This is a genomic window from Demequina sp., from assembly GCF_047975725.1.
Lineage (GTDB): Bacteria > Actinomycetota > Actinomycetes > Actinomycetales > Demequinaceae > Demequina.
In genome coordinates this window covers 47,657-67,094 of the sequence record NZ_JBKEED010000030.1, presented here as the reverse complement: position 1 = coordinate 67,094, position 19,438 = coordinate 47,657, and the positions used below count along the sequence as shown (strand labels likewise).

Sequence of the window (19,438 nt, the reverse complement as noted above, 5' to 3'; positions counted from 1 at the left end):
CTGTAGTACACGAGCGCGACGATGCGACGGCCAGGACGCAAGGCAACGACGGCACTGATCGCTGCCGCGGTCCTCGTGGCCTGCGCCATCGCCGCTGTCGTGGTGTGGAACGGCCGCTCGGCCGGGCCGTGGGATGCGCAGCCGGAGGTCTTCGAGGTCAACAGGCTGCCCGCGACGGCGCGCATGGTGCCCGTCGCTGACCTCGCTGACGCACTCGCGGGAGACGATGCGGACTCGCCGTGGTTGCTGTCGCTCAACGGCGCCTGGAACTTCACCTGGTCGGCAAGCCTCGCTGAGGCTCCCGCCGACTTCATGGACCCCGCCGTGTCGGTGGCCGGGTGGGACCAGGTCGACGTGCCACACCAGTGGCAACTCGACGGCTACGGGGATGACGAGACGGGCGACATCGTCTACCTCAACGAGGCGCACCCGTGGCAGGGATACGAGGAGATCGCGCCGCCCGCGATTCCCACCCAGGGCGCGTCCATCGGCTCGTATCGACGTGATGTCACCGTGCCCGATGCGTGGGGAGGGCGCCGCACGGTGCTCGCCTTCCAGGGGGTCAAGTCTGCGTTTACCGTCTGGGTCAACGGCGTCGAGGTGGGCTACAGCGAGGACTCCTACGCGCCAGCCGAGTTCGATGTCACGGACGTGGTCGAGCCCGGCGTGAATACGGTGGCCGTGCAGGTGCACCGCTGGTCGGACGGTTCGTGGCTCGAGAACCAGGATCAGATCGACCTCAGCGGCATCTTCCGCGACGTCGAGTTGTATTCGACGCCCACGACCTATCTCGACGACCACACGGTGACCTCTGAACTGCACGAGGACGGCAGCGCGACCGTAGCGGTGGCCGTAGAACTGGAAGGGGCCGCAGCCGACTCCACCGGACTCACGGCCACCCTGTACGGCCCTGACGGCGAGCAGGTCGAGACGACCACCTCATCGGCCGGGCAGGTGGCGCTTGACGTCGCAGAACCCCTGCTGTGGTCTGCCGAGACGCCGCACCTGTACTCGCTCGTGTACGAGTTGCGCGATGCCAACGGTGAGGTGACCGAGATGCTCGGCACGCGGATCGGCATTCGGGAGTTCGCGATCCGCGACGGCGTGATGGAACTCAACGGCATGCCGCTCGACATCAAGGGCGTCAATAGGGGAGAGATGCACCCCGACGTGGGCCAGGCGATGACCGAGGAGATCATGCGCGCTGACCTGCTGGCGATGCGTGCCGCCAACATCACCGCCGTGCGCACCTCGCACTACCCCGCGCACCCCATGCTCTACCAGCTGGCCGACGAGATCGGCATGTACGTCATGGACGAGGCCAACGTCGAGAGCCACGAACTGCGGCCGTTCCCCGGCAACGCCCCGGAGTGGACGGCGGCCGTCATCGACCGCGTCACCACGATGTACGAGCGGGACAAAAACCACGCCTCGGTGCTGTGGTGGTCGCTGGGCAACGAGGCGGGGCCCGGCGACGTGTTCCAGCAGGCGGCCGACTGGTTGCGCGAGGTCGACCCCGGTCGACTGGTGCATTACCAGGACGATTCCTCTGTGGCGGATATCGAAGGGGTCTTCTACCCCAACGTGTCCGACGTGCGCGAACTCGCCCTCGGGACCTTCGACAAGCCGTGGATGATGACGGAGTACATCATGTCCATGGGCAACGCCGGGGCGGGCATGGCCGAGTACTGGGAGGCGATGGACACCCACCCCCAGATGCAGGGCGGCTTCATTTGGGACTGGGCCGACCAGGCCATCAGGCTGCCCCTCGACGGCGGCGTCAGCGCACTGCCCGTGGGGGATCTGGACGACTCGCAGACGTACCTGTCGATCGGCGGCGACTGGGGCGATTACCCGTCGGACGAGGGCTTTTCGCTCAACGGACTGGTCAATCCCGACCGGGTGGCGCAGCCCGAGCTGGCCGCGGTCGCGGATGCCTACGAGCCCGTGCGCACCGACGCTTCGGCGTGGAGCTCCGGCACGGTCGAAGTCTGCAATGAGCACCTGTTCACGGACCTCGCGGCATTGGACGTGCGCTGGGAGCGGGCCGTCGACGGCGCCGTCACGGACACGGGCGTGCTCGACTGGACCCTCGCCCCAGCTGAGTGTGCAGACCTGGCGCTGGATGCATCGGCCCTGCTAGCGGACCCCAGCGAAGGCAGCGTGGGCACCGTGACGGTGACCGTGGCGCTCGCCGAAGACGCCACCTGGGAGCAGGCCGGGCACGTGGTCGCGACCGAGCAGATTGTCCTGTGGGACAACGGGCCGATGCGCGGGCTGGGCGCCGAGGGTGACGGCTCTCTCGTGGTGGCAGAGTCGGGCGACCGGCTGGAGATCACGGGCGACCAGGTCGATGCGGTGATGGTGGACGGCGTGCTCGAGGCGCTCACACTCGACGGGACCCAGGTGCTCGATGGGCCGCTGAGTCTGGACCTGTGGCGTGCGCCCACCCAGAACGACCTCATGAATGGGCTTGCTGATGGGGCCGGCAAGTGGCGTCAGGCAACAGCCAAGGGGCCGGCATCGGTCGACGTGACGCGCCCGGACGGCGCCACCGTCGTGGTGACCACCACGTACTCGCTCAACGTGGCCCCCAACCCGACCGCGACGGTGGTCGTGACGTTTGTCGCCTCGGGGCACGTGCAGGTCGACGTGACGATGGAGGGCTCGGAGGCGACGGGCGAACTGATGGCCGTGGGCACGTCGCTCACCATGCCGGGCTCGTTCGAGCACGTGCAATGGTGGGGCGATGGCCCGCACGCGACCTGGGCTGACCGCACGGGAGGAGCGACGCTTGGCGCGTGGTCCTCGACCGTCGACGAGCAACTGTTCCCTCACGTGGTGCCCCAGGCCGAGGGCAATCACACCAGCGTGCGCTGGATGGCGCTGACTGACGCCACCGGAGAGGGCGCTGTCATCACGGCCGTGGGTGAGGATGTGCAGGCCGCGGCGCTGCCCGCGTCGGAGACGGCTATCAGTGAGGCGGCGCACCCGCACCAGGTGGAGCGGGACGGCCGCGTGCACGTCTCCGTGGACGCGGTGCAGGCCGGGCTGGGGCTCAGCTGGGGTGAGACGCCGCTGCCCGGCTTCTCGCTCAAGGCGGATCAGAAACGCAGCGTGAGCTTCGTGATCAGTGCGCTGGCGGCCGGTGAGGATCCCGCGCAGGTGCTGCTCGACGGGAAATAGTCCCTGGAGCCCGGGGCGTTGCGACCTGAGCAACGCCGCCGTGTGTGCGAGCCGCCCCGAGCCTTGTGCGCAGGCTTCGTGTGCAGTGCCGTGTGCACTGCGCTTGGACCGGGGTGCGGTGACGCGAAGGATTGACGTGCCAGGCACGATATGTCCGTCTGGGTCGAAACGTCACGATTAGGTGACAGTTGCCACGTCTCCAGGCGCGGAGCCCGCGACCTGCATATGGTGGCAATGCAAGCGCTGACATCGAGGTGACGTACCTCGACCGGATGTCAGCACGCCTCTGGGCACGACTTCGCAGCACGGAGGCGCCACTCAAGGAGGAGGAGCGTTGCGCATGAGAAGAAGGATCATCGGCCCCGTCGCGACGACGGCGGCGCTCGGACTGGTCTTGGCAGGATGCAGTTCCGACGGGGATGGCGGCACCGAGACCCCTGGTACCGGCGAGACCATGCCTGCCGGCTGTGAGGACTACGCCGCCTACGGCACGCACGACGGTGCCGAGGTCGAGCTCTACGGCACCATCTCAGGTGTGGAGGCGGAGCAACTGACGGAGTCGATTGTGCCGTTCGAGGATTGCACGGGTATCGACGTGACCTACAACGGCTCGGACGAGTTCGAGACCGAGATCAACATCCGCGTCGAGGGCGGCAATGCTCCCGACCTGGCGATCATCCCCCAGCCTGGTTTGCTCCAGCGCGTGGTAGGCACGGGTGAGGTGTTGCCTGCTCCCGAGGCCGTGGAAGCCAACGTCGACGAGTTCTGGTCCGAGGACTGGAAGAAGTACGGCACCGTGGGCGAGACGTTCTACGCCTCGCCGCTCATGGCATCGGTCAAGGGCTGGGTCTGGTACTCGCCGTCCGAGTTCGAGGCCAAGGGCTACGAAGTGCCGACGACGTGGGACGAACTCATGACCCTGACCGAGACCATGGCTGCCGAAGGTGGCGAGGGTGACAATTACAAGCCGTGGTGCATCGGCTTCGAGTCGGGCACCGCGACCGGTTGGCCCGGTACCGACTGGATCGAGGACCTGGTGCTGCGTCAGCAGGGCCCGGATGCCTACGACCAGTGGATCGCGGGCGAACTCGACTTCACTTCTGACGAGATCCGTCAGGCGTTCGAGTCGTTCGGCGAGATCGGCACGAACCCCGAGTACGTCAATGGCGGACTGGGTGACGCTGCTTCCATCGTCGATACTGCCTTCCAGGAGGCCGGCCTGCCCATCCTCGAGGGCTCGTGCTCGCTGCACCACCAGGCTTCCTTCTACGAGGCGCAGTGGGGCGAGGGCGTGACGGTCGCTGAGGACGGCGACGTGTGGGCCTTCCTCACGCCCAACGTCAACGCGGACGACCCAGCCGCAGTCACCGGCGGTGGCGAGTTCGTCGCGGCGTTCAACGACGAGGACGCCACGGTGGCGCTCCAGACCTACCTGTCGTCTGACACGTGGGCCAACAACCGCGTGTCCATCGGCGGCGTGATCTCCGCCAACAAGGGACTCGACCCCGCGAATGCTGGATCCGAGATCGGCCGCGCGTCGATCGAGATCCTGCAAGGAGAGGACACCATTTTCCGCTTTGACGGTTCGGACCTGATGCCCGCAGAGGTCGGCTCGTCCGCCTTCTGGACCGGCATCAACGACTACGTGAGCGGAACGGGGCTCGACACCGTCCTGTCGGACATCGAGAACGCCTGGCCCTAACCCCAGGCCCTTGAGAAGCTGACGGGTGCCCGCTACAGCGGGCGCCCGTCAGCACCCCCTGACGAAAGGACTCGACGATGCCGTCGATCTCGATGTTCTCCGCTGGTGCCCCGCCGTTGCGCATGGCCGATCTCGGGCCGGACTTCTGGGCGCTACAGGGCAAGAACCTGCTGTTCGCTGCGGTGGCAATTCTCGCCTTCGTGGCCATCATTGCGCTCATCATGTTTGGGGCCGACCTGGTCAAGGGTCGGCTCCGTGACAAGGTCCAACTCGTGGTCCTTGTGACACCGGTCCTGGCCTTGTTGGCTATCGGTCTGATCTACCCGGCGCTGGACACCACCTGGTTGTCCTTTAACCGCATCAGCAACGAAGCCGACCCCACCACCGGCATCTACACGGAGACACTCACGTTCGTGGGGCTGGACAATTATCAGTTCGCGCTCACCGATCCCACGATGCGGCGCACGATCCTCAATACCTTCGTGTGGATGATCCTGGTGCCGTTCTTGTCCACTGGGGTGGGCCTCGCCTACGCAGTGTTCATCGACAAGGCCAAGGGTGAGAAGGTGCTCAAGTCACTGGTCTTCATGCCCATGGCCATTTCGCTCGTGGGTGCCTCAGTCATTTGGGGCAACATCATGTACGACTACAACCAGGTGGGTGAGCAGACCGGAATGCTCAATGCGCTCCGAGCGCTCGTGGGGTTGGACCCCTATAACTTCCTGGTCGACAACCCGTGGAACACCCTGTGGCTCATCGTCATCCTCGTGTGGATCCAGACCGGATTCGCCATGGTGATCCTGTCCGCCGCCATCAAGGGCGTTCCGGCGGAGCTCAATGAGGCCGCCTCCCTCGACGGCGCCAATGCGTGGCAGAGCTTCTGGCGCATCACGATGCCGTCGATTCGGTCGACCATCGTCGTGGTGCTCACCACCATCACCATCATGGCGCTCAAGGTCTACGACATCGTGCGTACGGTCACGCAGGGTCGGGATGGCACCGATGTGGTCGCTAACCGCATGTACGTGCTCAGTTTCGTCGAGGGGCGCGAGGCGCTCGGAGCAGCGCTCGCCGTCATCCTGTTCATCTTCGTCATCCCGGTGGTGGTGTACAACGTTCGGTCCCTCAACAAGGTGAAGGAGACTCACTGATGAGTGTCACGATGCCTCCTCAGCATCCGGTCGAGGACGAGCGGCCTACGCAGGGCAAGTCGCTCACCAAGGCGGCGAAGGCCAAGGAACGGCTCACAAGCCCGTGGGCCACCATTGCGGCGATCGTCATCGCCGTGTTCTGGACAGTGCCAACCGTGGCGCTGTTCATGTCGTCGCTCGTGCCGGGAGATCGCTACCGACGCGATGCCTGGTGGAGCGTCATGGCCGACGGGGAACTGACTTTCGAGAACTTCGGCACGGTACTGTTCGATTCATTTGGCGACAATTCCACGGCGCCGCCGCTGCTGCAGTATCTGTTCAATTCCATTGTGGTCACGGTGCCCTCAGTGGTGTTTCCCGTCGTGCTCGGCCTCATGGCTGCGTACGCATTTGCATGGATCCCATTCCGGGGCTCGAACTTCCTCTTCGTGTTGATCTTTGCGCTCCAGGTGGTGCCGCTGCAATTGGCGCTGATCCCGCTACTGCGGCTACTCGGGCCCGACAACCTTGGGCTCGCGGGAGAGTTTTCCGGGGTATGGATAGCGCACACGATTTTCGCGCTACCCCTTGCGGTGTTCCTCTTGCACAACTTTGTGGCGCACATTCCTCGTGAGGTGTTGGAAGCGGCGAGGGTGGATGGCGCAAGTCATACCCAGGTGTTCTTCCGGATCATCATTCCGCTGTCGCTACCCGCAGTGGCATCGCTTGCGATCTTCCAGTTCCTGTGGGTGTGGAACGACCTGCTGGTCTCCGCGGTGTTCGGCTCGGCGGATACCTATCCGCTCACCTATCCCATTTCCAACCTTGCGGGCGACTACGGGGCGTCGGCATACCTGGTGCCCCCCGCCGCGTTCATCTCGATGATCATTCCGCTGATCGTGTTCTTCGCTCTGCAGCGGTACTTCGTGCGAGGCCTGCTCGCCGGTTCGACCAAGGGCTGAGGGGGATCGAAGCTGGGGGAGCCGTCGTCGGGGTGTGACACCCTGGACTCATGTCTCAGTCCAGGACACCCCGACGGCGGATCGATCTCGATGCGGGCCGCGCAGCAGTGCGCAACTGGCGTGCCTCGACGCGGCAGGCGGACCTTCACGAGCCCGCTGCGCTGACCGCTCAAGACGCACAGCCGGTGATCGATCGAGCGACGTTGGCCACGGCAGTGCGCTTCACGCTTGAGGAGCTCGCCTCACGTGCGCCTGGTGGGGCCCTCGAAGTGCGGGTGCCGCCCTTTGGCGCCACTCAGTGCCTGGAAGGCCCAAGTCACCGCAGGGGCACCCCGCCGGCCGTCGTCGAGATGGATCCCGCCACCTGGCTGGGGCTCGTCACTGGGCGCCTACGCTGGGACGATGCCGTGGCTGTGGGTACGGTGGATGCCTCCGGGGCCCGCTCGGACCTGTCCGCATTGTTGCCGCTTGAGGGAGCCGACGGAGCCGCGTGAGGGCCCTGCGCCTAGACTGCGGGGTGTGAGCGACGTTCCCTCCCCACCCTCCAACGATGAGCTTGAGCGCACCGCGGTGCCAGCAAGCCTGCGAGTTGCCCCGCGGTTCGCCCGCATCGTGGGCACCGGTGCCGTCCTCGGCTTTGTGATCGGCATGGGCTGCGGCGTGCTGCTGCCCAACTCGACGGGGTCGGGCCGACTGTCGGTGGGCTTGCTCATGGGCCTCGGTTTTGCCCTGCTGGCGGGCTTGGCGGCTGGCGTGGTCGCCGTGCTCTTCGACCGCGACACCCCTGGTTTTCTGAAGGAGGCGAAGGCGGGGGAGCCCGAAGGCGCCGACCCCTTGGCCTGGACCGCTCCCCACGACGACGAGGTGGCGAGCGAGGCCCCGTCGGATGAGACCAGGCCGGTCGTGAACGACGACCCGATCGACGGCCCGATCGACGGCACCAGCGAGGGTCCTGAGCGTCCCGCTAGCGACGAGCAGGGTCCCGCGCGCTAGTCCGCGAACTGCGTCACCGGGGCGGCGTGGCCACGCGCCGAGCAGGGCACTCGGGGCGATCCTTCACGCACGCGTGACTCGCGTGATGCGTGATGCGCGTGTGCATGCTCGTGGTGCGCACCGCCACTCCTGTCCCGGCTGCGTGAAGAACCACCCTCGGTGGGGGCCGTCGGAGTTGTCGGAGCCGTCGGTGGGGCCCCACTCGACCACGTGCCGCCCGAGTGAACGTTCGCATGGACGGGCGTGCTCCGCTGCGTTGCCATGAAGGCACGGGACCGCGCGAGAAAACGACGGCATTTGAGTTTGTTTGTTCATGCAACCTATTGCAATTGCGTAATTCTTCAAACGGGTATCGCGCGTGTCGAAACGATGCGATGTTTCAATTTGGCCAAGCAATTTGCGTCAATTCGCTTGGGGTTCGTATCATCGCGGACAGCACCCCACCACCGGAGGGGTGTCAGCACACACTGCCGTGAGACGTTGACGTCGCGCGGCGCCTTCCGAAAGGACCAATGATGATCCGAACCTCGGGACGCAAGCGGCTGATCGCTGCTGCCTCCATGGTCGCGGGCCTGTCCATCCTGGTTGCTGGCTGCTCCAGCGACCCGGAGACCGACCCCACGACCGATCCGACGAACACGGCGACTGACTCGGGCAACGAGTCGACGTCCGCGGGCGTCAAGACCGACCGTGAACTGGTGGTGTGGGCGGGCGCAACGCTGCCCCTGAACCAGACCTTCAACCCCTTCGTGCCCGAGGTCCAGCACCTCGCGCTCGGTGGTGTGTTCGAGACGCTCTTCTACTACAACAAGGCCTCGGACGGCGCTCCCGCCCCGCTCCTGGGTGAGTCCTACGAGTGGAACGAGGACGGCACTGAGCTGACCGTCAAGATCCGCCAGGGCGTCAAGTGGAACGACGGTGAGGACTTCACCGTCGACGACGTCATCTACTCGCTCACCAACGACATCGCGGGCCCCGCATACGTCTCCGACGCGACCGCGCCCGACGAGTCCACCGTGGTGATCTCCTTCGACGAGCCTCAGTTCACCAACGAGTTCTCGCTCCTAGGCACCACCTGGATGATCCCCGAGCACGTGTGGTCGGGACTTGAGGGCGACCCCCTCACGTTCACCAACATCGACGCACCCGTCGGCACCGGTCCCTACGAGCTCGCCACCATCTCGGACGCGAACTACACCGGCACGGCCAACCCCGACTACTGGGGCGGCGAGCCCAACGTCACCAACGTGCGCTACATCGCCGTTGAGGACAACAACGCCGCCTACGACCTGCTGGCCACCGGCCAGATCGACTGGGTCGGCATGTTCATTCCGGAGCCGCAGCCCATCCTCGACGCTGGCCTGGGCTACATCAACACGCCTCAGGACCCCACGGTGCTGTACACCTGCTCTAACGCGGACCTGGGCTGCGAGGGCGACCAGACGGACGTGGCGGTGCGTCAGGCACTCAACCTGGCCATCGACCGCACCGACATCAAGGACAAGGCGTTTGTGGGCCTCACCGGCACCATCTCGCCCACCTTCGCGCTCCTGGGTCGCGACGACAAGTGGATCTCGGCTGACGTCGAGGCCGAGTCGCCTCAGACGCCCAACATCGAAGAGGCCCAGGCCATCCTCGAGGAGGCCGGCTACACCAAGGACGCTGACGGGTTCTACGGCAAGGATGGCGACCCCATCGAGATGGCGTTGACCTCCGTTGACGGCTGGACTGACTACAACAACGCCGCGAAGCTCATCCAGGAGCAGGCCGCCGAGGCCGGCATCAAGGTGATCGCATCGACCGTCTCGTGGAACGAGTTCGCTGACGGCCGCACCAACGGTGACTTCGAGCTCATCATGGGTGGCGTGGTCGGTACCTCCGTGGCTGACCCCTTCCAGATCTACAAGGACTGGTTCGGCGGAGACGCCACGACCCCGTCGGGCACCGCGCTCGAGCCGGGCGACTGGAACTTCTCGCGCTACTCCAACCCCGTGGTGGACGAGCAGATCCAGGTGGCTGCTTCGACCGTCGACGAGGCCACCAAGCAGGGTGCCTACGCGATCATCCAGGAGGAGATCGTCCGCGACCTGCCTTACATCCCGATTGTCATCAACGCCACGCAGACCTTCTACAACCAGACCGACTACACCGGCTGGCCCACGGAAGACAACCTGTACGCGTTCCCGCCGTCATGGGGTTCGAGTGCCTCGGGCTATGTCCTGAAGCACATCGGCGGCACCGAGTAACCGGCAGTACCTGACATGAAGAGGCGCCTGATGGAATCCGTGCGCGCCAGCGCGTGGCTGCAGATCGAGGAGACGGCACGATGAGGTATATCGGCCGACGACTGGTCATCTATGCGATCACGCTCTGGGCGGCGATCTCGCTGAACTTCCTCCTCCCACGCATGTTGCCCGGAGACCCCGCGGCCATCATGATTGCGAGGCTCGGGAGGAACGGCGATATCACCGATGCACAGTTGGAGGCCATCAGGCGCCTCTTCGGCAACCCCGGGACGCCCATGTGGCAGCAGTACATCGAGTACTGGCAGCAGTTGCTCACTGGCGACCTTGGGACCTCCGTTTCGCTGTACCCGACCCCCGTCTCCGAGCTGATCGGTGCGGCACTGCCGTGGTCGATCGGCTTGGTCGGGGTGTCAACAGTCATCGCGTTCACCCTGGGTATCAGCCTGGGCATGTTCGTCGGGTGGAAGCGAGGCACGTGGGTCGACCACATTGTCCCCGCGACCACACTGCTGCAGTCGCTGCCCTACTTCTGGGTCGCGATGCTGCTCATCTACTTCTTCTCGGTGCAGAACCGTTGGTTCCCGATCATCGGCGGATACAACGTGTTCCACTTCAATGGCCCAGAACTGAGTTGGGCCTTCGTGGGATCCGTGCTCTATCACGCGATCCTGCCCGCCACCACGATCGTGATTTCCGCTGTGGGCGGCTGGCTGCTCGGCATGCGCAACATGATGGTGTCGACCCTCGGTGAGGACTACGTCGTCACCGCAGAGGCCAAGGGACTCAAGAAGCGCCGCATCATGACCACCTACGCCGCACGCAACGCGATGCTGCCGTCGGTCGCGGGCTTTGGTGTCGCGCTCGGATTTGTGGTCGCCGGCTTTGTTGTCATGGAGCAGGTGTTCAGCTATCCCGGTGTGGGCAAGCTCATGATCACCGCCGTGCGAAGCAACGACTACCCGCTCATGCAAGGAGTGTTCCTCGTCATCACCCTCACGGTGCTCCTGGCGATGTTCATCACCGACATGATCTACGGACTCATCGACCCGAGGGCGCGCCAGAATGTCTGAACCCACGACCACCACGACCGTGCCCCCGGCCGATCCGACCGAGCCCAGCGAGGCACAGGTGATCGACCCCGTCGACCCCGGCAAGACCTCCCGGCCCCGCCGCCACGTCAACGGCAAGTTCGTCATCGGCGCGATCATGCTGTCCCTGATCACGCTGTTCGCGATCTTTGGCCCCATGATCGCCAAGTTCGACCCGCGCGACTCAGATCACCCAGTTCTCAATGCACCGGATGCCACGTACTGGATGGGCACCACCTCCCTGGGCTACGACATGTTCGCCCAGATGGCAGTCGGTGCTCGCACCTCGCTGATGGTCGGCATCATTGCCGGTCTGATCGCCGTGACGCTGTCCGTCCTGTTTGGTGTGGTCGCCGGCTATGTGGGCGGAATGACGGACGAGATCCTCACCCTCGCGATCGGCGTGATGCTGGTGATCCCCGGCCTGCCGCTGACCATCGTGATCTCCTCTGCCGTTCCTGGCCGTTCGGCGATACTGGTGGCGGTGATCCTCGGTATCACCGGATGGGCCGGATCGGCGGTGGTACTGAGATCCCAAGCCCAATCGCTGCGCAACCGCGACTATGTGTCTGCGTCCCGCATCGCGGGTGAGCACCCGTTGCGCGTGATCGGTGTGGAGATTCTGCCCAACCTGCTGCCGCTGCTGACGAGCCAGTTCCTGTTCGGCGTCATCTTCGCCATCCTTGGCGAGGCGGGCCTGTCCTACCTGGGACTCGGCCCCACCGGTTCGATCTCGTGGGGCACCATCCTCAACGAGGCACAGGCGGGTGGCGCGCTCACCCGCGGCGCCTGGTGGTGGTTCATTCCTCCGGGCATCGCCGTGGCCCTCGTGGGCTGCTCGCTCGCGCTGATCAACTTCGCGATTGACGAGGTCATCAACCCCAAGCTCCGCTCGGCACCCATCGAGGCCCGTCGGGTGCGCAAGGCCAAGGCGGCCGCCCGTGCCGCCAAGCGCACCGCCCGCGCCTCCGCACGCCAGGAAGCCAAGGCATGAGCGACCAGACCACACCAGAGGAAGTCGACGTGATCTCCACCCCCACGCCAGCCGACGCGAAGGCGACGGCGGGCGCCATCCCCGCCAGCGCATCGGCCTCACCCAACGCCGTCGTGACGGCAAAGAACGTCTGTATCGAGTACGAGGTTGACCCGGTCGTCAAGGCAGTGCGCGGCGTGGACCTCACCATCGAGCGCGGCGAGATCCTTGGCCTCGCGGGAGAATCCGGCTGCGGCAAGACCACGCTCGCCTACGGCATCAATCGGCTGCTCAAGGCGCCCGCGCTGATGACAGACGGCTCGGTGACGTTCCACGACAAGTCGGGCACCGACATCGACGTGCTGGCGCTTGAGGGCGAAGACCTGCGCGCGTTCAGGTGGGACAAGATCTCGATGGTCTTCCAGGGGGCGATGAACTCGCTCAACCCGGTCATCAAGATTCGCAAGCAGTTGTTCGACGTCTACCGGACCCACCGTCCTGGCATGGACAACGACGAGATGGAGGCACGCTCGCGCGAACTGCTCGAGCTCGTGGGCGTCGACCCCGACCGCATCAACTCGTACCCCCATGAGTTGTCGGGCGGTATGCGTCAGCGTGTGATGATCTCGATGGCTCTCACGCTTGAGCCTCAGCTCATGATCATGGACGAGCCCACGACCGCCCTTGACGTGGTGGTCCAGCGCGGCATCATCCGCGAGATCATGCGCTTGCGCGAGATCTTTGGGTTCTCCGTCATCTTTATCACGCACGACCTGCCCATGCTCCTGGAGATCTCGGACCGCGTGGCGATCATGAAGGAAGGCCAGATCGTCGAGCGTGGCACGTCGACGGAGATCTACACGAACGCCCAGCACGCGTACACCCGCAGGCTCCTGGACTCGTTCCCGAGCCTCACCGGCGATCGCGGTGCGTTCTTGCGCACCGGACAGGAGCAGTGATGACTGACAACGACGCCTACGGCACCCTCGAGTTCCGCAACGTTGTCAAGGAGTACCGCGTGCGCGGTGCGCACAAGACGCTGCGGGCCGTCAACGACGTGTCCTTCACCCTCGAGGCGGGCAAGACCATCGCGCTGGTGGGGGAGTCGGGATCGGGCAAGTCCACGATCGCCAAGACCATCCTGCAGCTCGAACGGCCGACCTCCGGTGGTGTCTTCATCGACGGCAAGCCGGTGCCGCGCCGCGGTCGCGCTCTCAAGCGCTACCGCAAGGACGTGCAGATGGTCTTCCAAGACCCGTTTGCCTCGCTCAACCCGTTCCACACCATCGAGCACCACCTTGAGCGACCTATCAAGCTGCACAAGGCCGTGGACAAGGGCCAGTCGGTCCATGACCGTGTGATCGAGCTGCTCGAGCGAGTGAACCTCACTCCCGCCGAGCCGATCGCAAGGCGCCGTCCGCACGAGTTGTCCGGCGGTCAGCGTCAGCGCGTGGCGATCGCCCGCGCGCTCGCGCCCGGCAGCCGGTTCCTCATTGCCGATGAGCCGGTGTCGATGCTCGACGTGTCGATCCGGCTGGGTGTCCTCAACCTCCTGGCGCGCCTGCAGCGCGAGGAGAACCTGGGTGTGCTGTACATCACCCACGACCTGGCCACGGCCCGTCACTTCTCTGACGAGATCATGGTCATGTACCGCGGTGATGTGGTCGAGCGTGGTCCTGCGGACCAGGTCATCCTCGACCCCCAGCACGACTACACCAAGACCCTGCTCCAGGCCGCTCCGGACCCGGACCGGCTAGGGCAGATGCGCGACGAGGTCCGTGCCGCACTCGCCGCAGCAAAGGGCTAAGCCCCGGCATACGGCCGATGCGCTGCTTGAGATAAGGGAGGCAGCGCATCGGCCGTGTGGGAGACTTGTGAAGTGACCCCCCGCTCCAGCCAGGAGGACCGCTGATGCGCCGCGGTGATGGCCGACTTACCCATGAGCTCGACCCCCAAGATCAGGGCCCGCAGGACGCCTGCGGAGTGTTTGGCATCTGGGCTCCGCAAGAAGAGGTAGCCAAGCTCACCTACTTTGGGCTCTACGCACTCCAGCACCGTGGACAGGAGTCCGCCGGCATCGCGACGTCGACCGGCGACAAGATTCTGGTGTTCAAGGACATGGGCCTGGTGTCGCAGGTGTTCGACGAGGGGGCGCTCGAGGCACTTCAGGGCCACATCGCCGTGGGCCACGCGCGCTACTCGACGACCGGCGCGTCCACGTGGGCTAACGCACAGCCGACCCTGGGGCCCACCGCATCGGGCACCGTCGCGCTGGGCCACAACGGCAACCTGACCAACACGCACCGCCTGCTGGAATTGGTCGAGGAGCGGCTGGGAGCCGACCGGCGCGCAGACATGCAGGCGCGCGGCGCCTCCGACACGATGATCGTCACCGCGCTGCTGGGTGCCGAAGGGCACGGCGACCTTGCCGCGACCGCGATCGAGCTGCTGCCGCATATCGAGGGTGCTTTCTCCCTGGTATTCATGGACGAGACCACGCTGTACGCCGCGCGCGACCCCCAGGGGGTGCGTCCGCTCGTGCTCGGTGAACTCGAGTCCGGTGGCTGGGTGGTGGCCTCGGAGACCCCCGCGCTCGACATCGTGGGCGCGCGTGTGGTGCGTGAGATCGAGCCCGGTGAGTTTGTCACCATCGACGGCGACGGCGTGTACTCGCAGCGCTTTGCGCAGGCTGACCCCAAGGGTTGCGTCTTCGAGTTTGTCTACCTGGCCCGCCCCGACACCACCATTTCCGGGCGCTCGGTGCATGCTGCGCGCCTCGAAATGGGCCGCGCCCTCGCGCGCGAGCACCCCGTCGAGGCAGACCTGGTGATGCCGACCCCCGAGTCCGGCACCCCCGCGGCCGTGGGCTACGCGCAGGAGTCCGGCATTCCGTTCGGTCAGGGCCTGACCAAGAACGCCTACGTGGGCCGCACCTTCATTCAGCCGTCGCAGACCCTGCGCCAGCGCGGCATCCGCCTCAAGCTCAACCCGCTGCGCGAGCAGATCGAGGGCAAGCGCCTGGTGGTGGTCGACGACTCGATCGTGCGTGGCAACACCCAGCGCGCCATTGTGCAGATGCTGCGCGACGCGGGCGCAGCCGAGGTGCACGTGCGCATCTCGTCGCCGCCCGTGCAGTGGCCCTGCTTCTACGGCATCGATTTTGCGACCCGCGAGGAACTGGCCGCCGTGGGCCACACGGTCGACGAGATCCGCGACCAGCTTGGCGCCGACTCCCTGGGCTACATCTCTGCCGACGGCATGATTGCCGCGACCGAGCAGGCCCAAGAGCGTCTGTGCACCGCCTGCTTTACGGGCGAGTACCCCATCACCCCGCCCGTCAACGCGCGCCACCTGCTGGCGATCCAGCCCGTGGAGGTCTGAATGTCCGAGCCCATCACCTATGCAGGCGCAGGAGTCGACACCGAGGCGGGTGACAAGGCCGTCGAGCTGATGAAGTCCGCCGTGGCCCGTACTCACGGCCCCGAGGTACTGGGCGGCATTGGCGCGTTTGCCGGGCTCTTCGACGCCTCCGCTCTCAAGGACTACGACCGGCCGCTGCTCGCCTCGTCGACCGATGGGGTGGGCACCAAGATTGTGATCGCCCGCTCGCTCGATGTGCACGACACCATTGGCCAGGACCTGGTCGCCATGGTGGTCGACGACATCGTCGTGTGTGGAGCCAAGCCCCTGGTCATGACCGACTACATCGCGTGCGGCCGCGTGGTCCCCGAGCGCATCGCGGACATTGTCCGCGGCATCGCCGAGGGCTGCGAGATGGCCGGAGTCGCCCTCGTGGGCGGCGAGACCGCGGAGCACCCGGGCGTCATGGACGCCGACGACTACGATGTGGCCGGCGCCGCGATCGGTGTGGTGGAGGCCGATGCGCTGCTGGGCCCCGACCGCGTCCGCGCGGGTGACGTGGTGGTCGCCATGGCCTCCTCCGGCCTGCACTCCAACGGCTACTCGCTGGTGCGCCGCGTGGTCTCGCACGCGGGCTGGTCGCTCGACACCCACCTCGATGATCTGGGTCGCACCGTGGGCGAGGAACTCCTCGAGCCCACGCGTATCTACTCGCGTCTGTGTGTCTCGCTGGCCCACAGCACCCCTGGACTGCGGGCGTTCTCGCACGTGACCGGCGGCGGCCTTGCCGCGAACCTCGCGCGCGTGCTGCCCGGCGGCTTGGCGGCGACCATTGCGCGTGACTCGTGGACCTTGCCGCCCGTGTTCTCGGTGGTACAAGACGCGGGCTCGGTGCCCGTCAACGACCTCGAGTCGACGCTCAACATGGGTGTGGGCATGGTTGCAGTGGTGGCTCCCGAGGATGTGGACGCACTCGTGGCAACCTCGACCGCAGCAGGGGTGGACGCCTGGGTGCTCGGCGAGGTCGGCGACGACGATGGCCGCATCACCGGGCCCGACACCGTGCGTGGCGCCAAGGGCGTGCACGGCGGCGCGGTTTACCTCACGGGCGCCTACCGCCGCTAGGGCGGCGGGCGGCCTGCCGCTCCGTCCGCGCGCACCACGAAGGTCGGACGCACAAAGAACGGCCCGCGCCAAGCGCGGGCCGTCAGTGCGAATCGTCAGCGCTGGTTAGCGCTCGTCGTCCGCCCACCGGTCGGCGTACAGGTCGGTGTCGTCGGTGTCCTCGACGGAAGAGACCGACGGCGTGGACTGGGCAGACCCGCTAATCAGCTCGCGCTCCAGGTCGCGCAGGTCCGCGCCGTGGTTGGAGTACTTCAGCTGACGCGCAATCTTCGCGTCCTTAGCCTTCTGACGGCCGCGCCCCATGTCGCCGTCCTTTCTCAGTTGCGTCGCGGGCGCGCACATGCTGCGGGCCCTGCGGTTTGAGTCCTGGGGGTACTTTACATCGGTCCGGTCGATGGTTGCGAGTCCCCAGCCACGTCCGATTTGAGAAAACTCGAGCAAACGTCGTCATAATCGAGAATGTCTCGTGTCTCATGAGGCACCGACCCATCAGGGTCAGCATGGAACCGATAGGAAGCAAGACATGATGGCTGACACAGTCCAGGAGCCGGACAAGCTGCTCACGCCCTCCGAGGTCGCGGCGATCTTCAGGGTTGACCCCAAGACCGTCACGCGGTGGGCCAAGGTGGGCAAGTTGTCCTCGATCCGCACCCTGGGCGGCCACCGTCGTTTTCGCGAGGCAGAGGTGCAGGCCCTCCTCGCGGAGGCACAGGAGCAGCGCCGCCCCTAGTATTGCCGCTTAATCGGCCCCCGTCCCCTTTGCTTGATGACGGGGGCCGTTGTGCGTCCATGGGCCGTATCTTTGACCCATGCTCAGTACCGGACTGGCGACGCCCTTGGGTGTGCTCACCGTGGTCGCAGATGACGACGGCACTGTCCTGGCCGCGGGCTTTCGCCCACTCGGTGAGGTGGTGGCGCAGTTGAGCATGGCCGATGCGGGTGGCCACCTGGAGCCAGGTCACCTTTCGCACGTGGCCGCCGCCGTCGAGGCTTGGGTGGGCGGCGCGCCCGCTGCGCTCAGCGAGGTGCCGGTACGCCTGAGTGGTGGGCCGTTCACCACTCACGTGTGGGAGACGCTGCGCACCGTACCCGCCGGCGAGGTGGTCTCGTATGGTGAGCTCGCGCAGATGGCAGGCAGCCCCCGCGCCATGCGCGCCGTGGGGACGGCCTGCGCACGCAACGCGATCGCCCTCTTTGTCCCGTGCCACCGGGTGATTGCGGCGGGAGGGCGCCTGGGGTCGTATGGGTTCGGTGGCCCGGGCATCAAGGCCGCGCTGCTCGAGCACGAGGGCATGCGGCTGAGTGCCGGGCCGGTGTCGGAGGCCACCCGCGTGGGCGGTCCCGTCGATTCGGCGAGCACCTGGTGAGCACCGTGGGCGAGGTGCCGCTGCGGTCGTGGCTTCCGTATTTTGTGGCGCTGGCCGCCGCGTGGGGCTCGAGCTTTCTGTTCATTGAGGTGGGGCTCAGGGGCTTCGCTCCTGCACAGGTGGGGCTAGGTCGGCTGGTCTTTGGGGCCATGGTGCTGATCGCCATGGTGGCGTCACTGCGTCGGCTGCCGCGCCTGACGTGGCGCACGGTGGCAGCGATCGCGGCGGTGGGGGCGTTCTTGTCAGGGATCCCGCTGATCCTGATCCCGCTCGCGCAAGAGCACGTGACGTCGATCCTCGCGAGTCTGCTCAACGCGACCACGCCGCTATGGACCGCGTTGTTCGTGGCGCTGCTGATCCCCACCGAGCGGGTGACCCGAGCACAGTTGCTCGGCCTCGTGCTCGGCGCCCTCGGCATCGCCGTGCTGCTGGGCGCGTGGAACGTGGCCGAAGTGCCGCTTCTGGGAGCGGCACTGATGTTGGCGGCGACAGCCTGCTACGGCATCGGCTCGACGCTGTCGCGAGTGTTGCTCGGGCGCGTGCAGGAGTCCCCGGTGGTGCTCTCCGCGGTGCAGATCACGCTGTCGGCACTCATCGTGGCGCCTTTTGCGCTGGCATCCCCCGCGCCACAGCCCGGCGCGATCGCGTGGGACTCGTGGTCGCTGTGGGCGATCGTCGCGCTGGGCGTGACGGGAACGTCGTTCGCGTACGTGTGGTTTTGGAAGGTCGTCAAAGCCGTCGGGGCGACCACCGCGACGTCAGTGACCTATGTGGTTCCCGTGGTCGCGACTACGCTCGGCGTGCTCGTGCTCAATGAGCGACTGCACTGGTACGAGCCCGTTGGCGCCGCGATCGTGCTGACGGGAGTGTGGCTCGCTCAGCGGCGGCCCAGGCTTAGAACGCCTTCTTGATCCGCTCGACCGAGGCGGTGGGGAACAGGTCTTTGTTCTTCTTGATCTTTCGTGCGCCCGCGGCGACCAGGATCAGGATGATGAACAGCATCACGCCCGCGACCATGAGCGCCGACAGCCACACGTCGAACACGACGGACAGGCCCGCGATCGCCGCCACAATCAGCACAAAGAACAAGAAGAAGCCCAGTGCGGCGGCCGCGGCCATGAGGCCCACACCCTTGCCCAGCTCCCGGCTCTTGTACTTGAGCTCGACCTTGACCACCTCGACCTCAGTGCGGATGGTGGCGATCCACTGGCCCGCGATGGCGCCCAGCAGCGCGTTGAGGATGGTCTTACCGAAACTCGAGCCCATGATTTCTCCCTGAAATGGCGTGGTCCTAGTACACCGTCTA

Annotated in this window: 18 protein-coding genes; 16 read left to right on the top strand and 2 right to left on the bottom strand. The window is 66.0% G+C overall.

Annotated features, from left to right (window positions below):
* The first annotated feature begins 21 nt into the window (after nt 1-21).
* The 13 genes from ACK5NO_RS10770 to purM all read left to right on the top strand — a co-directional run bounded on the left by ACK5NO_RS10770 (nt 22) and on the right by purM (nt 16,765).
* Nucleotides 22-3,186, top strand: coding sequence for a glycoside hydrolase family 2 TIM barrel-domain containing protein (locus ACK5NO_RS10770; RefSeq protein WP_416812676.1), 3,165 nt, complete (start codon nt 22-24; stop codon nt 3,184-3,186).
* Nucleotides 3,187-3,526: 340 nt separating this feature from the next.
* Nucleotides 3,527-4,888 (top strand): ABC transporter substrate-binding protein, encoded by a 1,362-nt coding sequence (locus ACK5NO_RS10765; protein ID WP_416812675.1) that lies wholly within the window; start codon nt 3,527-3,529, stop codon nt 4,886-4,888.
* 77 nt (nt 4,889-4,965) lie between these two features.
* Nucleotides 4,966-6,039 carry a carbohydrate ABC transporter permease gene (locus tag ACK5NO_RS10760; RefSeq protein WP_416812674.1) on the top strand — a complete coding sequence of 358 codons (1,074 nt, stop codon included), beginning with the start codon at nt 4,966-4,968 and terminating at the stop codon, nt 6,037-6,039.
* Nucleotides 6,039-6,980 (top strand): carbohydrate ABC transporter permease, encoded by a 942-nt coding sequence (locus ACK5NO_RS10755; RefSeq protein WP_416812673.1) that lies wholly within the window; start codon nt 6,039-6,041, stop codon nt 6,978-6,980. Before ACK5NO_RS10760 ends, ACK5NO_RS10755 begins: the two co-directional genes overlap by 1 nt.
* Before the next feature lie 50 nt (nt 6,981-7,030).
* Nucleotides 7,031-7,474 (top strand): sterol carrier family protein, encoded by a 444-nt coding sequence (locus ACK5NO_RS10750; protein WP_416812672.1) that lies wholly within the window; start codon nt 7,031-7,033, stop codon nt 7,472-7,474.
* A 25-nt stretch (nt 7,475-7,499) separates the two neighbouring features.
* Complete coding sequence (locus tag ACK5NO_RS10745) at nt 7,500-7,973, top strand: hypothetical protein (RefSeq protein WP_416812671.1); 474 nt, start codon at nt 7,500-7,502, stop codon at nt 7,971-7,973.
* A 515-nt stretch (nt 7,974-8,488) separates the two neighbouring features.
* Nucleotides 8,489-10,219 carry an ABC transporter substrate-binding protein gene (locus ACK5NO_RS10740; RefSeq protein WP_416812670.1) on the top strand — a complete coding sequence of 577 codons (1,731 nt, stop codon included), beginning with the start codon at nt 8,489-8,491 and terminating at the stop codon, nt 10,217-10,219.
* Between the two features lie 80 nt (nt 10,220-10,299).
* Complete coding sequence (locus ACK5NO_RS10735) at nt 10,300-11,289, top strand: ABC transporter permease (protein WP_416812669.1); 990 nt, start codon at nt 10,300-10,302, stop codon at nt 11,287-11,289.
* Complete coding sequence (locus ACK5NO_RS10730; protein WP_416812668.1) at nt 11,282-12,301, top strand: ABC transporter permease; 1,020 nt, start codon at nt 11,282-11,284, stop codon at nt 12,299-12,301. The genes ACK5NO_RS10735 and ACK5NO_RS10730 overlap by 8 nt, the downstream gene beginning before the upstream one ends.
* Nucleotides 12,298-13,239: an ABC transporter ATP-binding protein gene (locus tag ACK5NO_RS10725; RefSeq protein ID WP_416812667.1), complete on the top strand. Its 942-nt coding sequence runs from the start codon at nt 12,298-12,300 to the stop codon at nt 13,237-13,239. Before ACK5NO_RS10730 ends, ACK5NO_RS10725 begins: the two co-directional genes overlap by 4 nt.
* Nucleotides 13,239-14,087: an ABC transporter ATP-binding protein gene (locus tag ACK5NO_RS10720; protein WP_416812666.1), complete on the top strand. Its 849-nt coding sequence runs from the start codon at nt 13,239-13,241 to the stop codon at nt 14,085-14,087. The genes ACK5NO_RS10725 and ACK5NO_RS10720 overlap by 1 nt, the downstream gene beginning before the upstream one ends.
* Nucleotides 14,088-14,191: 104 nt before the next feature.
* The gene (purF, locus tag ACK5NO_RS10715) at nt 14,192-15,661 is read left to right on the top strand and encodes an amidophosphoribosyltransferase (protein ID WP_416812665.1); all 1,470 of its coding nucleotides are present in this window, start codon (nt 14,192-14,194) and stop codon (nt 15,659-15,661) included.
* Nucleotides 15,662-16,765, top strand: coding sequence for a phosphoribosylformylglycinamidine cyclo-ligase (purM, locus tag ACK5NO_RS10710; protein ID WP_416812664.1), 1,104 nt, complete (start codon nt 15,662-15,664; stop codon nt 16,763-16,765).
* Nucleotides 16,766-16,870: 105 nt separating this feature from the next.
* On the opposite strand, the gene ACK5NO_RS10705 is transcribed toward purM, so the two are convergent.
* The gene (locus ACK5NO_RS10705; RefSeq protein ID WP_416812663.1) at nt 16,871-17,068 is read right to left on the bottom strand and encodes a DUF3073 domain-containing protein; all 198 of its coding nucleotides are present in this window, start codon (nt 17,066-17,068) and stop codon (nt 16,871-16,873) included.
* A 223-nt stretch (nt 17,069-17,291) separates the two neighbouring features.
* On the opposite strand from ACK5NO_RS10705, the gene ACK5NO_RS10700 reads away from it, so the two are divergent.
* The 3 genes from ACK5NO_RS10700 (at nt 17,292) to ACK5NO_RS10690 (ending at nt 19,043) form a co-directional block, all read left to right on the top strand.
* Nucleotides 17,292-17,495, top strand: a complete 204-nt coding sequence (locus ACK5NO_RS10700) for a BldC family transcriptional regulator (RefSeq protein WP_084104886.1) — start codon at nt 17,292-17,294, stop codon at nt 17,493-17,495.
* A gap of 79 nt (nt 17,496-17,574) precedes the next feature.
* The gene (locus tag ACK5NO_RS10695; protein WP_416812662.1) at nt 17,575-18,132 is read left to right on the top strand and encodes a methylated-DNA--[protein]-cysteine S-methyltransferase; all 558 of its coding nucleotides are present in this window, start codon (nt 17,575-17,577) and stop codon (nt 18,130-18,132) included.
* Nucleotides 18,129-19,043 carry a DMT family transporter gene (locus tag ACK5NO_RS10690; RefSeq protein WP_416812661.1) on the top strand — a complete coding sequence of 305 codons (915 nt, stop codon included), beginning with the start codon at nt 18,129-18,131 and terminating at the stop codon, nt 19,041-19,043. Before ACK5NO_RS10695 ends, ACK5NO_RS10690 begins: the two co-directional genes overlap by 4 nt.
* On the opposite strand, the gene ACK5NO_RS10685 is transcribed toward ACK5NO_RS10690, so the two are convergent.
* Nucleotides 19,027-19,398, bottom strand: coding sequence for a phage holin family protein (locus tag ACK5NO_RS10685; protein WP_416812660.1), 372 nt, complete (start codon nt 19,396-19,398; stop codon nt 19,027-19,029). The two genes, ACK5NO_RS10690 and ACK5NO_RS10685, sit on opposite strands and share 17 nt — an antisense overlap.
* Nucleotides 19,399-19,438 lie beyond the last annotated feature (40 nt).

What these genes read in the sequence shown, in the direction of transcription:
- ACK5NO_RS10760 (WP_416812674.1), top strand. Translation starts at nt 4,966, where the DNA reads ATGCCGTCGATCTCGATGTTCTCCGCTGGTGCCCCGCCGTTGCGCATG.
- ACK5NO_RS10765 (WP_416812675.1), top strand. Translation starts at nt 3,527, where the DNA reads ATGAGAAGAAGGATCATCGGCCCCGTCGCGACGACGGCGGCGCTCGGA.
- ACK5NO_RS10695 (WP_416812662.1), top strand. Translation starts at nt 17,575, where the DNA reads ATGCTCAGTACCGGACTGGCGACGCCCTTGGGTGTGCTCACCGTGGTC.
- ACK5NO_RS10740 (WP_416812670.1), top strand. Translation starts at nt 8,489, where the DNA reads ATGATCCGAACCTCGGGACGCAAGCGGCTGATCGCTGCTGCCTCCATG.
- ACK5NO_RS10705 (WP_416812663.1), bottom strand. Translation starts at nt 17,068, where the DNA reads ATGGGGCGCGGCCGTCAGAAGGCTAAGGACGCGAAGATTGCGCGTCAG.
- purM (WP_416812664.1), top strand. Translation starts at nt 15,662, where the DNA reads ATGTCCGAGCCCATCACCTATGCAGGCGCAGGAGTCGACACCGAGGCG.
- ACK5NO_RS10730 (WP_416812668.1), top strand. Translation starts at nt 11,282, where the DNA reads ATGTCTGAACCCACGACCACCACGACCGTGCCCCCGGCCGATCCGACC.
- ACK5NO_RS10735 (WP_416812669.1), top strand. Translation starts at nt 10,300, where the DNA reads ATGAGGTATATCGGCCGACGACTGGTCATCTATGCGATCACGCTCTGG.
- ACK5NO_RS10685 (WP_416812660.1), bottom strand. Translation starts at nt 19,398, where the DNA reads ATGGGCTCGAGTTTCGGTAAGACCATCCTCAACGCGCTGCTGGGCGCC.
- ACK5NO_RS10700 (WP_084104886.1), top strand. Translation starts at nt 17,292, where the DNA reads ATGGCTGACACAGTCCAGGAGCCGGACAAGCTGCTCACGCCCTCCGAG.
- ACK5NO_RS10725 (WP_416812667.1), top strand. Translation starts at nt 12,298, where the DNA reads ATGAGCGACCAGACCACACCAGAGGAAGTCGACGTGATCTCCACCCCC.
- ACK5NO_RS10750 (WP_416812672.1), top strand. Translation starts at nt 7,031, where the DNA reads ATGTCTCAGTCCAGGACACCCCGACGGCGGATCGATCTCGATGCGGGC.
- purF (WP_416812665.1), top strand. Translation starts at nt 14,192, where the DNA reads ATGCGCCGCGGTGATGGCCGACTTACCCATGAGCTCGACCCCCAAGAT.
- ACK5NO_RS10720 (WP_416812666.1), top strand. Translation starts at nt 13,239, where the DNA reads ATGACTGACAACGACGCCTACGGCACCCTCGAGTTCCGCAACGTTGTC.
- ACK5NO_RS10755 (WP_416812673.1), top strand. Translation starts at nt 6,039, where the DNA reads ATGAGTGTCACGATGCCTCCTCAGCATCCGGTCGAGGACGAGCGGCCT.
- ACK5NO_RS10770 (WP_416812676.1), top strand. Translation starts at nt 22, where the DNA reads ATGCGACGGCCAGGACGCAAGGCAACGACGGCACTGATCGCTGCCGCG.